Source organism: Rossellomorea aquimaris (genome assembly GCF_001877785.1).
Taxonomy (GTDB): Bacteria; Bacillota; Bacilli; order Bacillales; family Bacillaceae_B; genus Rossellomorea; species Rossellomorea aquimaris_A.
In genome coordinates this window covers 267,142-280,326 of record NZ_MINN01000085.1, presented here as the reverse complement: position 1 = coordinate 280,326, position 13,185 = coordinate 267,142, and the positions used below count along the sequence as shown (strand labels likewise).

General features: G+C 43.2%; 14 protein-coding genes and 1 other RNA gene. 2 read left to right on the top strand and 13 right to left on the bottom strand.

Annotated elements, in window-relative coordinates; translation table 11 throughout:
• Positions 1–117 precede the first annotated feature (117 nt).
• The 10 genes from BHE18_RS11335 to BHE18_RS11290 form a co-directional block, all read right to left on the bottom strand.
• Positions 118–2,043: an ATP-dependent DNA helicase gene (locus tag BHE18_RS11335; RefSeq protein ID WP_071618672.1), complete on the bottom strand. Its 1,926-nt coding sequence runs from the start codon at positions 2,041–2,043 to the stop codon at positions 118–120.
• A 138-nt stretch (positions 2,044–2,181) separates the two neighbouring features.
• Positions 2,182–2,361: a hypothetical protein gene (locus BHE18_RS11330; protein WP_071618671.1), complete on the bottom strand. Its 180-nt coding sequence runs from the start codon at positions 2,359–2,361 to the stop codon at positions 2,182–2,184.
• Between the two features lie 69 nt (positions 2,362–2,430).
• Entirely contained in the window at positions 2,431–3,579 is a 1,149-nt protein-coding gene (locus tag BHE18_RS11325; RefSeq protein WP_071618670.1) for a THUMP domain-containing class I SAM-dependent RNA methyltransferase, read from the bottom strand.
• Positions 3,580–3,771: 192 nt separating this feature from the next.
• Positions 3,772–4,158: RNase P RNA component class B (gene rnpB / locus BHE18_RS11320), an RNA gene on the bottom strand.
• Between the two features lie 71 nt (positions 4,159–4,229).
• Positions 4,230–4,535 carry a cell division regulator GpsB gene (gene gpsB, locus BHE18_RS11315; protein WP_071618882.1) on the bottom strand — a complete coding sequence of 102 codons (306 nt, stop codon included), beginning with the start codon at positions 4,533–4,535 and terminating at the stop codon, positions 4,230–4,232.
• Between the two features lie 103 nt (positions 4,536–4,638).
• Positions 4,639–5,196, bottom strand: coding sequence for a DUF1273 domain-containing protein (locus tag BHE18_RS11310; protein WP_071618669.1), 558 nt, complete (start codon positions 5,194–5,196; stop codon positions 4,639–4,641).
• A 207-nt stretch (positions 5,197–5,403) separates the two neighbouring features.
• Entirely contained in the window at positions 5,404–5,691 is a 288-nt protein-coding gene (locus BHE18_RS11305; protein WP_071618668.1) for a CotD family spore coat protein, read from the bottom strand.
• 375 nt (positions 5,692–6,066) lie between these two features.
• Positions 6,067–7,338, bottom strand: coding sequence for a ribonuclease H-like domain-containing protein (locus tag BHE18_RS11300; protein WP_071618667.1), 1,272 nt, complete (start codon positions 7,336–7,338; stop codon positions 6,067–6,069).
• Complete coding sequence (locus BHE18_RS11295) at positions 7,322–9,622, bottom strand: DEAD/DEAH box helicase (protein WP_071618666.1); 2,301 nt, start codon at positions 9,620–9,622, stop codon at positions 7,322–7,324. The genes BHE18_RS11300 and BHE18_RS11295 overlap by 17 nt, the downstream gene beginning before the upstream one ends.
• 356 nt (positions 9,623–9,978) lie before the next feature.
• The gene (locus BHE18_RS11290; RefSeq protein ID WP_071618665.1) at positions 9,979–10,767 is read right to left on the bottom strand and encodes an alpha/beta fold hydrolase; all 789 of its coding nucleotides are present in this window, start codon (positions 10,765–10,767) and stop codon (positions 9,979–9,981) included.
• A gap of 141 nt (positions 10,768–10,908) precedes the next feature.
• Here BHE18_RS11290 and BHE18_RS11285 point away from each other — a divergent pair, with 141 nt between their 5' ends.
• The gene (locus BHE18_RS11285) at positions 10,909–11,373 is read left to right on the top strand and encodes an Hsp20/alpha crystallin family protein (protein WP_071618664.1); all 465 of its coding nucleotides are present in this window, start codon (positions 10,909–10,911) and stop codon (positions 11,371–11,373) included.
• Between the two features lie 75 nt (positions 11,374–11,448).
• On the opposite strand, the gene BHE18_RS11280 is transcribed toward BHE18_RS11285, so the two are convergent.
• Positions 11,449–11,919 (bottom strand): YppG family protein, encoded by a 471-nt coding sequence (locus BHE18_RS11280; RefSeq protein ID WP_071618663.1) that lies wholly within the window; start codon positions 11,917–11,919, stop codon positions 11,449–11,451.
• A gap of 201 nt (positions 11,920–12,120) precedes the next feature.
• Here BHE18_RS11280 and yppF point away from each other — a divergent pair, with 201 nt between their 5' ends.
• Positions 12,121–12,303: a YppF family protein gene (gene yppF, locus BHE18_RS11275; protein WP_071618662.1), complete on the top strand. Its 183-nt coding sequence runs from the start codon at positions 12,121–12,123 to the stop codon at positions 12,301–12,303.
• Between the two features lie 40 nt (positions 12,304–12,343).
• On the opposite strand, the gene BHE18_RS11270 is transcribed toward yppF, so the two are convergent.
• Both BHE18_RS11270 and BHE18_RS11265 read right to left on the bottom strand, forming a co-directional pair.
• Positions 12,344–12,709, bottom strand: coding sequence for a YppE family protein (locus BHE18_RS11270; protein ID WP_071618661.1), 366 nt, complete (start codon positions 12,707–12,709; stop codon positions 12,344–12,346).
• 68 nt (positions 12,710–12,777) lie between these two features.
• Positions 12,778–13,023, bottom strand: a complete 246-nt coding sequence (locus BHE18_RS11265; RefSeq protein WP_141771859.1) for a hypothetical protein — start codon at positions 13,021–13,023, stop codon at positions 12,778–12,780.
• Positions 13,024–13,185 lie beyond the last annotated feature (162 nt).

Below are 13,185 nucleotides of genomic sequence, written 5' to 3'. Positions count from 1 at the left end.
GAGTCACTTATGACGGTACATTCAAACAAAAAACCCGAACCAATTTGCCCCTCTTATAGGGGATATTAGTTCGGGTTTCACTTAGGCTAAAACATTATTATGTCAGCAACATATTAATTACACTTCCATTTTCATTTCGTCCACGGGGAGGATAGTTTGGAGCACTTTTTTGAATGCCGTTTCTTCCTCGTTTAATAAGATGTGAACCTTTCCGCTGTCTTCATTTGTACGGATGAGACGGCCGATTCCCTGTCTCGTGCGAAGGAGCATATATGGGGTGTCCACTTCCCCGGCAGGGTCCACGGCATGCTTTCGTTTAGCATCAAATACAGGGTCTTTAGGCGGGAAAGGCAGGGAAACGATCACTACCTGTGAAAGGGAATCCCCCGGGACATCGAGTCCTTCCCAAAGATGATACGAACAAAGGACAGAAGAGAGGTCATGCTGGAATTCCTCTACTGTAAGGCTGATTTCCTTGTCTCCTTCAAAAATTACTTTCCACGGCTGGCCGGACTCTTTTTTGTAATAAGCCCTGAAAGCGTCCATCTCTTCTTTTGAAGAAAATAACAGGAGTGATCTCCCTTCGTTCTCCCCGATCTGGTCAAGCGCATATTTAAATTTAGCTTCATCCCCGGGGAGACGATCAGCTATGAACATTTTCATCATATCATCGTATTCATATGGTGAATCGACTGAGAATTTTTCAAATTTCCCGATCCCAAGCGAATTTGCAACATATGAAAAATCATTGTTATACGACAATGTGGCTGATGAGAAGATGAACGGGATATTTTGCGAGAATACTTTCGTTCTTAGGATTTCTTCCACCAGTCTCGGCATAACGACAAACGTATGCTCGTCCTCCGATGCCTCGAGCCAGTAAATCCCTTTTTCATCTTCGAGGAATAATTTAAGCGAGTACTGAATCTGCTCTAGATACTCCTCTACAACCTTCAGTAAATAGTCATTCATCACATACATTTCAGATTCGAATACCAGCTCATTCAAAAGGCTCTCGATACTGTCTGTTAATTGTTTTCCCTGTTCCAGTACAGCGGATGAACGGTTGATATATTGCCTGGACGTCCCGATTTCCGACCAAGCATCCTTCTCTAATAGCGTGAACCATCTTTCATTGGCCATCATGATGTCTTCTATCTGATAAAGAGTAGACTCCCTCATATCTGAAGCCGATAATTTTTCAAGCAGGCTTTCCAATGTCTCCATCCTCATCCTGTAAGTCATCGCCTTCTGAGAGGCAAATTCCAAAAGGTGCCCTTCGTCAAAAACGACCGAGCTTGCCTCGGGGAGAAGCGGCAGCTGTCCTTCCCGCTTGCGGGAATCCTTCGTCCAAATATGTTCCATGTAGAAGTCATGGGAACATACGATCAGATCCGCCGACTTGCGATAATGCTCCCTGTGAAGGGTCTGGCCGCAGCGATGGCGGTAAACGCATGACATGCAGTCCTGAAGGGAATCCCACCCGATTTCATTCCAATCTTCATCAGGCAGATGTGCATACTCTTTACGATCTCCGTAATGCTTGAATTTGTTCATTGAGTTATTCTCATGGACAAATTCAGGCAGGCCCTCCCAGATGTCATGGAAGCTTTCATTCACGGAGAGTTTTTCCTCCAGTTTTTTTATACAGAGATATTGTTCCCTTGATTTGGCCAATCTGACATCTATATTCAGGTCAAGCGCCTTTTCCAGCTTTTCAATGTCACCGTCTTTTTTCACAAGCTGTTCAATCAGGGTTTCATCCGCGCAGGCAATGATGGCAGGCTTGCCGGTATATCTCGCATAGGACAAAGCGTACAGCAAATAGACCAATGTCTTGCCGGTGCCGACTCCAGCTTCTGCAAACATGACTTGTTTTTCTTTATATGCCTTATTTAGTTGAAAAGCCATGAAAACTTGTTCATCACGCAGGTCGAATCCTTTATCAGGCAGGATATCGTAGAATACATCCCCGATCCAATCTGAGAGTGCTTCGTAAAAGGATTGTTCTTTTGATAATTCGAAAGGTAGTTTTCTTTTCATAATGTCCTCCTGCATCCCTCTATACTGTGAATCTATTAAAAAGTCATCAGGCAGTAAAAAGCCTGTCACTTTCCTGCTCCACAAAAAAGAACGTTCCATCCAAATGGGATATTGCCATTTGAATGGAGCGTCCCTGTTTTAATCATATATTCTGTTTTGTCTCAGCAGTTCGTATTGAAATGCTCTGTTTAAATTCACCTTTGCGGCCATGAGGGTCTCTTGTATATTCTCTGTCCCCTCATTTTCATAAGCGATGGATGACAAAGAGCCCTCCAGTGCCTGATAAATTTTGTGATAATCCGTCAGAGAATGTTCCATCCTCTTTTCACTCCCCTAAAAATGATAGCACTATTATACGCAGGAAGCGCCGGATTTATTCATAATCATTTATTCAGGCTTTTCTTTTCTTGGCGGACGCGGTCCCCAATACTGATAATAATCAGTCCGGATGAATCCATTGAAGAGCTTGCGTTTCTTGGTGGCAGGCTTGCCGTAGAACCGTTCAAAGTCTTCGTGGGAAGTGAGCATATAGACAGACCATGTATCCAGTTTTTCAAATGCCTGTCCCATTTCTTTATACATACGCTCAACCTCCGGCCTTTCCCCCAGCCTTTCACCGTAAGGAGGGTTGCCGATTACCACACCATACTCAAGATCTGTTGTGAAATCCCTGACTTGCATCTGTTTGAACTTCACCAAATCCCCGAGCCCTGCCTCCAGGGCATTTTCTTTAGAAACTTTGACCATCCTGTGGTCGATATCCGTACCGATTATCTCGAGCGGCTGGTCATAATTGGCCAGATCTTCCGCTTCCATGCGGACTTTATCCCAAATGCCAGATGGTATGAAAGACCAATTCTCTGATAAAAATTCCCGATTGAACCCGGGAGCTATATTCTGTCCGATTAGGGCGGCCTCAATGGGAATCGTCCCGGAACCGCAAAATGGATCAAGGAAAGGGCGGTCAGGGTTCCACGTTGTCAATTTAATCAGGGCAGCGGCAAGTGTTTCTTTAAGGGGAGCCTCCCCTTGACCGATCCTGTACCCTCTTTTGTGGAGGCCTTGCCCGCTCGTATCCAGCGTGATGCTGGCTTTATCTTTATGAATCGCCACTTCGATCTTATAAAGCGGTCCTGTTTCATCCAGCCAGGATGTGCGTTTATATGCTGTCCTTAACCTTTCGACGATGGCCTTCTTTACGATGGCCTGACAGTCGGGAACACTGTAAAGCTTGGATTTGACAGACTTCCCCTGCACAGGGAATTCCGCATCTTCAGGCAAGTAACCTTCCCAAGGGAGCTTTTTGGTATTCTCGAAAAGTTCATCAAATGAATAAGCTTTGAACTCGCCCACCAGTATCTTGATCCGGTCCGCTGTACGAAGCCACATATTGGCCCTCGCAATCGCTGTTTCATCCCCTTTGAAAAGGACCTTCCCGTTTTCGACTTGGCATTCATACCCCAAGTCCTTCACTTCCCGTGCTACGATTGCCTCCAGTCCCATGGCTGCTGTGGCAATCAATGTATATGTACCCATTCAAAACACCTCGTCCGTCTCGATTCAATTACACAGTATGTTCGATTTCTTATATTTGTAAACTGCTGTCTTAGCCTCCTCCTTAAATAGAGGCTGAAAAACAAAAAGGACTGATGCCAAAGGTAATGTATACCTGAATGGATCAGTCACTTGGGTTTGTAGTCAAAAAGATTGTCTTCTCCTGAAATAGCGCTCTGTAAGCCATGTTTTGTTCCTTTGTACTGCAAGCGACTTGTCATCTCGTACTAAGGCGGTAATCATCTATCTACAAAGGGTTACCTTTGTCCCTTTCTTCGTTCGTTTCCTCCAAAAGGGTTCCCCTACCAAATTTGGGTTTCTCGCTCGTGGGGTTTACCTCGTTCCACTCCTGCCATTTCTAACAGGACTTCGTCACTGTGGCACTTTCAAGGTAGTCATACCATATCCGAAAAGGACGTAGGTATTTTCCCTGCCGTCAACTCAAGAACTTGAGCTGCCCTAGCTTATGAATTGGCTAGGCACGAACACTACGGGCATCTCAGCACCGTGCGAGCATGGACTTTCCTCTACAGCAGTAAGCTGCAGCGATTACCCAAACGCTATTAAGGATCAGCATTGTTTATTATATAATAATATCTTCTCTATTTCAACAGTCAATAAATGTCACTCGATTAATCGTAAAGCTTATTCCCGAAAACATGTTTCTCAAGGTTGGATAACCGCTTGAGAATATCGAAGTTTGTGGTGCCGGACGCTTGAGGCTGAGCCGCAGGACGCTTATTTGCTCCTTCAACCTGCTTCTTTAAGCGCAGATTCTCCTGTTGAAGTTCTTCTATTTCCTGATGAAAGGTTTCATAGTCTTTTATTATCAAATCAAGGAACTTATCTACGTCTTCGGACTTGTAGCCACGCATACCGCTTTTAAATTCTTTTTCCAGAATATCTTTAGCCGTTAACTTCACTTTATCTGAAATCATCACATTCACCTCTGCATTAATCTTTTTCATTTTTTCAAATTACCTTCACTTTGTCAATCATTTTAAAGAAAGCAGGAATCCTGCTTAATTATCAATAACAAACTCATTCGTTTTTCCACTGTTCTTCTTCCACTACCCATTGCAGATCCTGAAAGGAGATGGACCTGACTTCAAAATCAGGATTGCTTTCTTTATACCTTAAGGCTTCCTCATAAAAATATTTTGGTGAGCCTTCTTTTTCCTCATCGAATAATATAATTAGAACCTGTGTCTTGTTCAAGAATAAAATATTGCGGTTTCTGAATTGCTGCGGACTTTTGTAAGGTTCTTTGGATACAGAATCGACGAAATCAGCCTGACTGAGTATCATTTCGTAATATTCCTTATTACTTTCATTCCAGTTTTCTTCCTGATTGAGAAAGGGTGTCAGCACCGCCAGTTTCAATTCCGGGTATTCCTCCTGGAGGTCAAACACGACTTCGGCACCCCATAATTCCACACCCAGCTGCCCGCTGATCGTCACCCATTCGAGACCCTCGTCCAGCAGGGAAAGCAATTCTTTTCTTAATGCCTGTTTTATGTAATGAACCGCTTTATCGTCTTGCTTGAAAATTCCCAGCTCAAAGGATTTATAACCTGTCAGGCATGCAACTTTGCCCAAGATGCAAAACTCCTTTTAGCAGGCATACTATCCGGATATATAATAGTCTGCCCAATTCTTTACTGTCTATTGTAACATATTATCTGAATGTGTTCCTTTTTTATCTCATCTTAAAATAAGAATGGCGACTCCAACAAATTCCCATTTTGGATAAGAATCATTGAAGTCCCCAAAGTCGAATGTTTTACTTATTGCACTGGCATTGAATTAATATGGTCCGAATGGCGGGCGCGGGCGCGGGCCAAATCCTGGTCCACCCGGTCCTCCTGGTCCACCGCCGCAATTGAATTGCTGGTTTGTCACGCTGTCCACTGCGGATTGAGTTTTAGGGAAGTAATGCTTGTGCTGATATTGGATATTGTTTACTGTAGTTGTATGCTGCGGATGGATATGCGGCACCTCATAAGTGGTGAACGTTTGGTTTACGCAGTTTTTGGTTGGGTGCACAACTGCGGGAAGCACATGGCAGGGTCTAGGTCTTGGTCTACAAAACATAGTCATGTTCTCCTTTCATCATGTTTTCGATACATTAATAGCCTATGAAAGGGATAGAGAACATGTACTAATGAAAATACCTATTTTTAGTGTTTTGGGAATTACGCTGAATTATGGAAGAATATGATCTTTTTTACTTTTACATAAAACTGTAAAGAGTCTCAGAGTAATTCGAAAAGAAAAAGGCAGTTAAACCTATGACAACAAAGAATAAAACGAATATTGCACGGTACATTTTCATCATCCTATCTAAACATAAATAATTTCCACGCAATTATTCATTTTACATCTACTTGTGAAAATTCTCAATATATAAATAAGGATAATGGACCATAAATTTTCGATATTTTACTAGTTTAAAGAAATATTTTCAAATCAAGTTAAATGATTCCTCTCAACCTTTAAGGTGATGCGGTTTATCCTTTTATAAAGCTTTTCCAGCCTTTTTGCTTTTACCCCTTCCTCAGTGCAGTCTTCACTTAAGACCATTTCAAGTTCCCGGCATTTCTCCAGGGCCGTCACATAGTCCCTGTGTTTATGTTCATAGATTTTTGCCAATTCTTGAAGCACGACAGTTTTCATCCGGAGCGGACACTTCCTTGAGATCCCCTCCCATAATGATGCTGCTTTATCGAAATCCTTTTCTTTTTTATATTGGAAGGCAAGATGATGAATGGCATCAAGATGGGTTTCCCCTCTGTCGTTCACGATATGTTCAAAGCGTTCTTTCGCCATATCCTTATTTCCGGTATATTCAAGCCATCTGCCCGCCTCGAAGGTTTCCTGATCTGTGGAAGCCACCGATACTTCGAGCAGCTGAAAGGTCAAATGCGTGTATAAGCTGATCAAAGAAAGAATGTCCAGTTCATTATGTTCCATGACTCTCAAGATGCCTTCTGGATCCTGTCTTTCAATGAAGTCAAAATAAATCATCGGTGCAAGGTACCCGGGTACATCATCCACTCGTTCAAAGCCAAGCACCTTCCTTTCCACATTGATCAGTTTCACCGACTCCATTTTATGCTTAAAAAGCCTTCTGGATCCGTGATATAAATCGAAGTGTCCGAAAGACGGGAGTTTTGGGACATGCTCTTTGATCAGCGTATGCCTGGTCCTGACCTGCGGCCAATCAAAGGCTTTGCCGTTGTAGGTGACTAGAGCATTGTAATCCACTTGCTTCAGGAAGCTGTGATAAAGGGGGATTTCGCTTCCGGGCCTGGGAAGGAAGTGCTGGGTGACGACCACTTCATCCCCTTCGATCCTGCCGTGCCCGAGAAGGAAGATCGTATTGCCGACTCCCCCTCCCAAACCCGTCGTTTCAGTATCAAAGAAAAACAGGTCCCCGGGTGAAAGTCCTTTGCAGGATAAGGGATGGGTGCCGTTGAAATCCTGCCATGCGTCCACCGCCTTTAAAAGATCCTGGAACTTATATTTTCCGTGCTGATGCTGAAGATTGTACCTTTTTTCCCTTACCAGGCAAAAATCAGCATCCACAAAGTAAGACGTCGTCCCATGTTCCTTCCAAATCTCTTTAAATGGAAGATCCGTATTCGCGATATCAAGATTGACTGCTTTTTCCTTCACGTTTTCCGGCTCTTCCCTGACAATATGTTTTTTCATTCTGTTCAATTTATTTTTTAGAGACACCCAGGTCCCCCTCCCCGCTTTTACCAAAGAATAAAGAAAGCAGCTTCAATGTATCCGCTTTTGCCGTTTTCATGGAATGTTCCGTTCCGATGCATGATGGGCAGCCCGTCTGACACGGACAGTTTTCAATCAATCTTTTTGCTTCTGAAAGAATCTGCTCGATCTGCTCGTATACTTTTTCACTTAAGCCGATTCCGCCCGGATATCTATCATAAATAAAGATCGTCGGTTTTTCATTATGCGCGGCTTTCACCTGCGGTACCACAAATATATCGCTCGGATCGCACATGACGTAAAGCGGAATGATGGACTTTAAACTCTGTGCAGCACCGATCAACCCTTCCTCAAGGCGTTCCTGCGTAAAGGAGGAACTGTCGTTCAGGGATATCCAGCTGGAATTGGTATGAAGTTCTTCCTCGGGCAGATGGATTGGCCCCGAACCGATATTTTCATGAGTATCGAACTTGATTTTCTTGAAAATGGTGGCCATCGCCTGAACTGTAACATCCCCATATGCCGTTTCGCACAATCCCGTATTCCGTTCTTTGTCTGTTTCTAATACCCTGAGCTGAACGGCTAAGTTGGCATCGGTAAAGTAGTCGACGTCCACTTCCCTGACGAAAGCCTTCTTTTCTTCCCAATCCAGTTTCTCTACCTGATACTGAATTCCCTGATGCAGATAGATGGCTTCATCATGGAGCAGGGTCATGGCTGAAAACCGGTCCATTTCCCCGATGACCTTGACTGCTGCAATATCGGTTTGATCAATGATGATCACATTTTCCTGAGAGGCGGAACGAAGACTGATATTATGTGCCGGGAAGACATCGTTCATCCAATACCATTTATCCCCGTTCTTATGCAGAAGCCTCTCTTCTGCGAGGAATTCAAGAATATCCTCTACATCGTGTGAACCGAATTGTTCCCCTTCTTTGAAAGGCAATTCATAGGCAGCGCATTTAAGGTGGTCGATCAGGATGATCAAATTATCAGGATTGATCCTGGCTGTTTCAGGTGTTTGATCAAAGAAGTAATCGGGATGATCTATGATGAACTGATCCAACGGACTTGAGCTTGCCACCATGATCACCAGTGATTCGCCGTGTCTCCTGCCGGCCCTACCCGCCTGCTGCCAGGCGCTGGCAATCGTCCCCGGGTAACCTGTCATGATACAAACCTGAAGCTGTCCGATGTCCACACCCAGCTCAAGAGCATTTGTACTGACAACACCATATATATCCCCAGATCTCAGGCCCTTTTCAATTTCCCTCCGCTGGGTTGGAAGATAACCCCCCCTGTATCCGCGAATCGATTTTGCACCTAATTGACCCTTCACCAATTCCTGCAAATACGTGAGGATGATCTCCACCCGCACCCGGCTGCGGGCGAATACAATGGTCTGGATTTTATTCCTCAACAGTTCTCCTGCAATCCTCCTCACCTCCAGGGTCGCACTTCTTCTTATATTCAACGGTTTATTGACAATCGGCGGATTGTAAAAGACAAAATGCTTTTTTGCGCTCGGTGCCCCGTTTTTATCAATCAGTTCCATGTCAGATCCAGTCAGGTGCTCTGATAATTCCCTGGGATTCGCAATGGTTGCCGAAGTGCAGATGAATACAGGGGAAGCACCATAAAACCGGCAGATCCTTTTCAGTCTCCTGATGACATTGCTTACGTGGGAACCGAATACCCCCCTGTAGATATGGAGCTCATCAATAATTACATATTTAAGGTTTTCAAATAGTGATACCCATTTTGTATGATGAGGAAGTATCGCGGAATGCAGCATGTCCGGGTTGGTGATGACGATATGACCGGCTTTTCTTACTTTTTGCCTGATATTTGCCGATGTGTCCCCGTCGTATGTATAACTGTTGATGGAGGCACCGGCTTCGGAGATGATTTCATTCAGCTCACTTTTCTGATCCTGGGCAAGGGCTTTAGTCGGAAAAATATAGAGTGCCCTGGCATTCGGATCGTCCATGATCGTTTGCAGAACGGGCATGTTATAGCACAGGGTCTTACCCGAAGCGGTCGGCGTTACGGCTGTGAAACTTTTTCCTTCCATCGCCAGCCGGAATGCATCACGCTGATGGCTGTAAAGCTTTTCGATCCCTCTTCCTCTCAGCGCTGTCTTTATCCTTTCATCGATCATTTCAGGGATTTCTGTATACTTTGCAGGTTTTTCATCTATTGTATGCCAATGTATGATTTGTTTGTTGAATTGGTCGTCTTTCTTGAATTTCTCGATTAGTTCCTGAAGGTTGTTTTTCTTAAACATCTTCTTCACCTCTAAAGACCATTTTAGCGAATCTATGTTCGAATGTAAAAATAAAAAAATGACGAATTTCTTCGCCGTTATCATTTTCACCCAATATAATGCCGCAGTTGATTTCCGTGCAAGACTACGCTTTCCGCGGGTTACCCGTGAGCCTCCGGGGTCTCACATGTCCAGCTGCAGGGCTTAGAGGCACATCTCATAAGCAAAATCGACCAAGAAGGCAAAGAACGCCTTCCAGGCCAATTCGTCTTATGCCACCCGCCTCTCTTCAAAGCCCTTCCGCTTTTCTGATTGGCCACTTCTCCCGCAGGAGTCTTCGTCTTGCACTCCAATCAACTGCTGGAACAAATTAGTCATCATTGGTGGTTAACAATATACTCTTTTAAAATATACGCAAGTTTTTCCGGTTCTTCGAAGAGGCCCATGTGTCCTGATTCGGGAAGGACTTCCGAATGAATATGCGGCGCTTCGTGGATGAATACTCTCTCTTTAGGGATGACCCCGTCATGCTCTCCTGCTATAAGAAGGATAGGGAGATTGCTGTTTTTCAAAACATCCGAACGATCTGTTCTGTCCCTCATTGCTTTAAGGGTTTGAATGGCTCCGATCGGGCTGGTTTCATACCCTATCTCTTTCGCAGCATGTATTTTTTCTTTTAGTTCCTGTTGTCTCTCGGGGTTGAAAAGATTTGGAACTAGATCATCCACAAATGAATGCATCCCCTCTTTCTTGATCTTTTCAATGGAGGACAGCCGATTTTTTTTTGCTTCCTCACTGTCGGCAAAAGCGGTGGAATGGATAAGCCCGTATCCTTTTAATTTTCCCTTAAATAATTCTGCAAATGCGAGCGTAATATATCCGCCAAGCGAATGACCGAATAAATAGACATTTTCCAATTGCTTCTGATCCATGAAATAATTGATGTCTTTCGCCATATCTTCAATAGTGAATGCAGAGTCACTTATTCCCGATTGGCCGTGTCCTCTGAGATCGATTGTTATTACACGGCAGGAGTCAAGTAAAGGAACCACTTCCTGCCAATATGAAGAACTGCCGCAGAATCCATGAAGCAGGATCACAGTCTCCTCCCCTTCACCCCGGTCTTGATAAGCCAGATCGAACCCTCCAATGTGCTGCCTTTGCATACCATTTCCCCCTTTGTGGAATTTCTTATTACTTTTCCTCGGGTGACATGATTTTAAACAAAGGTGAGATAGGCACAATTGCACAATCAGTTCATACATTAATATGAAAAGATCTGACCTGACCGAAAGGAGATACCTTCCATGCACAGCCATTTTTCAAATGACCCATCAAAGAAAAACGGGTTTGGAGACCTGATGCAGTCAATGAATGAATTCTTTCACGAAAAACCTATGAGGGGCATGCTGCAGAGTATTGATGACTTCTTTACCTCTGCCTCAAACCCATTCAATTCCTTTCCTGTTGATTTTAAAGAAAATGATGACTATTACCTGATTACGGCAGAATTGCCTGGCGTTAAAAAAGAACAAATAAACCTGGAGGTATTCCCTAACTTTGTCACCATCACTGTAATCAATATGGAACTATATTCTGAGGAAAATACAAAAAGCCAAGTAATTAAAAGAAAACAGACGATGAACAGAAGCAGCCGTACCATCCCGTTTCCATCAGTAGTAAATGAAAAAAATGTTAAAGCTTCTTATAAGGACGGATTACTGCAAATAAAAGTGGAGAAGCAATCCGGAAAAAGAATCAGCATTGATTAAAATGATGTATGTAAGAAACCTGACTGAAGAAATAACAAAAAGAGCAGCGCCTCAGCTGCTCTTTTTGTTATATTTTTATATCTTGAATATACCGCCAAGCCCTTTCACAAGTGAAGAAACCTGGTTTACTGCGCCCATCATTTGCCCTGCAGTATTCATTGCTTTGTTGAAATCGAATGAGCCGTCCTGGGACTTGAACGAGTTCATGATGCTGCCCACTCCGGATTTGGAAGGTTTCGCCATAAAGGATGCCTTTGGATATGGATTAGCGTATTCCTGCTGCTGCATTGCTTTCATCTGATAGGGATTATATTCTTCATGTTGAAGAGGATTTTCAAAATATGGATTCGTGTAACCAGTCTGGTACATTTGATCGTTCGGGCGCACAGATTCGGGTGAATACTGAACTGGCGAAGTATAGTACTGACCTTCTCCCTGCATAGGCAAGTTTGGTAAAGGAACCATATATTGATTAGCAGCCTGATGTGGATTTGGATAAGGAAAATACGGTGTCTGATAACGAGTTTGATAACGATATGAATTCATACTTAGCCCCCTCCCATTTTTCGGTTACTACACAATATGAAAGTCTGGGTCATACGGTGAATGAACATATCATTTTCTTTCGACAAAAACCACAAATAATGTCGGAAGTTACATTATTCTAACAACTTAAAGAAAACGTTTTCTATGTTAGGATAATGAATGAAGAAGGATAAAAACTTGAAAGTATCGGGAGGAATTTATATGAACTTTAGTGAATTGTTAAAACAGTTTGAGAGTCAAAAACAGCAGCAGTCAGCCGATGGCCTGGAGCTCCTCATGTTAACAAAAAAACTATACATTTCTAATGAAATTTCTCTGCAAAATTATAAAGAACTCGTAAGGGAAATCAATCTGAGCTACGGTCACGCCGTTCCCTCATTATAAGTATGATTCAGGGCTTCCAGCAGGAAGCCCCTTTTTATTCTTATTCATCGGTTTCATCGGACAGATTATCCAGAATGGTTTGCAGTACATAGCGGACAGATTGATGATGACTGATAAACCTGTTATAACTCGATTCAGGAAAGAAACAATGCACAGACAGCATTTCAATATTGTCGTATGTATTCAAGACCTGTGGCGGGTGAAGATACTTTGGCCGCTCCGTTTCGATCCAGCTTAGGGAAAGTTCCTTCCACTTGTCATTTCTGTCTTTGACTTCATCTGCAAATGGTTTGACTTCCTTATAGAAGTCACCTTTCTCCCCTGTTTCCCGGCGTCTTTTGTATTCACCCATCATCTTTTCGACTAAAGCAATCAAATCTTCAGTCACAGAAATCAACTCTTTCATATTTAACCTCCAAACAGGGTAAGACAAAAATAAAAAGTAGCAATAAAATGCTACTTATAATAGTAAGTTTATGATGTCTTATACGATAATTCAAGCTTTCGGGCCGCAAATGAATGTTCTCTTCTATTGTGGAAAGTTTCCGCCCTGCTCTCGGCTGCTGCCACCTTGCATTCCAGGTCTTCGATTTTTCCAGCCAGTCTCGATTCTTCAGCCCTTTCTTCCATTGAAATTCGATCATAAATGCTTTGTTCGAGCTGGTTCAGGCTTTCCTCAATTTCAGCTAATTTCAACATAATATCTTGCTTTGGAAGCATATTTCTTCCCCCCGGCTTTTTTGGATTTAAGTAAAGAATTCTCTTTATAAAAAGCATTCCCTTCCCTCATGACAAAACTAGAAGCGTTTCGTCAAAGAAAGTGCATTTAGGACAACCGCCCCATTATTTTTCGACAGCCCCTGAATAAAACTGAAGAGAGCT

What these genes read in the sequence shown, in the direction of transcription:
- BHE18_RS11270 (WP_071618661.1), bottom strand. Translation starts at nt 12,709, where the DNA reads ATGAAAGAGTTGATTTCTGTGACTGAAGATTTGATTGCTTTAGTCGAA.
- BHE18_RS11330 (WP_071618671.1), bottom strand. Translation starts at nt 2,361, where the DNA reads ATGGAACATTCTCTGACGGATTATCACAAAATTTATCAGGCACTGGAG.
- BHE18_RS11265 (WP_141771859.1), bottom strand. Translation starts at nt 13,023, where the DNA reads ATGCTTCCAAAGCAAGATATTATGTTGAAATTAGCTGAAATTGAGGAA.
- gpsB (WP_071618882.1), bottom strand. Translation starts at nt 4,535, where the DNA reads ATGATTTCAGATAAAGTGAAGTTAACGGCTAAAGATATTCTGGAAAAA.
- BHE18_RS11280 (WP_071618663.1), bottom strand. Translation starts at nt 11,919, where the DNA reads ATGAATTCATATCGTTATCAAACTCGTTATCAGACACCGTATTTTCCT.
- BHE18_RS11325 (WP_071618670.1), bottom strand. Translation starts at nt 3,579, where the DNA reads ATGGGTACATATACATTGATTGCCACAGCAGCCATGGGACTGGAGGCA.
- BHE18_RS11285 (WP_071618664.1), top strand. Translation starts at nt 10,909, where the DNA reads ATGCACAGCCATTTTTCAAATGACCCATCAAAGAAAAACGGGTTTGGA.
- BHE18_RS11305 (WP_071618668.1), bottom strand. Translation starts at nt 5,691, where the DNA reads ATGTTTTGTAGACCAAGACCTAGACCCTGCCATGTGCTTCCCGCAGTT.
- yppF (WP_071618662.1), top strand. Translation starts at nt 12,121, where the DNA reads ATGAACTTTAGTGAATTGTTAAAACAGTTTGAGAGTCAAAAACAGCAG.
- BHE18_RS11295 (WP_071618666.1), bottom strand. Translation starts at nt 9,622, where the DNA reads ATGTTTAAGAAAAACAACCTTCAGGAACTAATCGAGAAATTCAAGAAA.
- BHE18_RS11290 (WP_071618665.1), bottom strand. Translation starts at nt 10,767, where the DNA reads ATGCAAAGGCAGCACATTGGAGGGTTCGATCTGGCTTATCAAGACCGG.
- BHE18_RS11335 (WP_071618672.1), bottom strand. Translation starts at nt 2,043, where the DNA reads ATGAAAAGAAAACTACCTTTCGAATTATCAAAAGAACAATCCTTTTAC.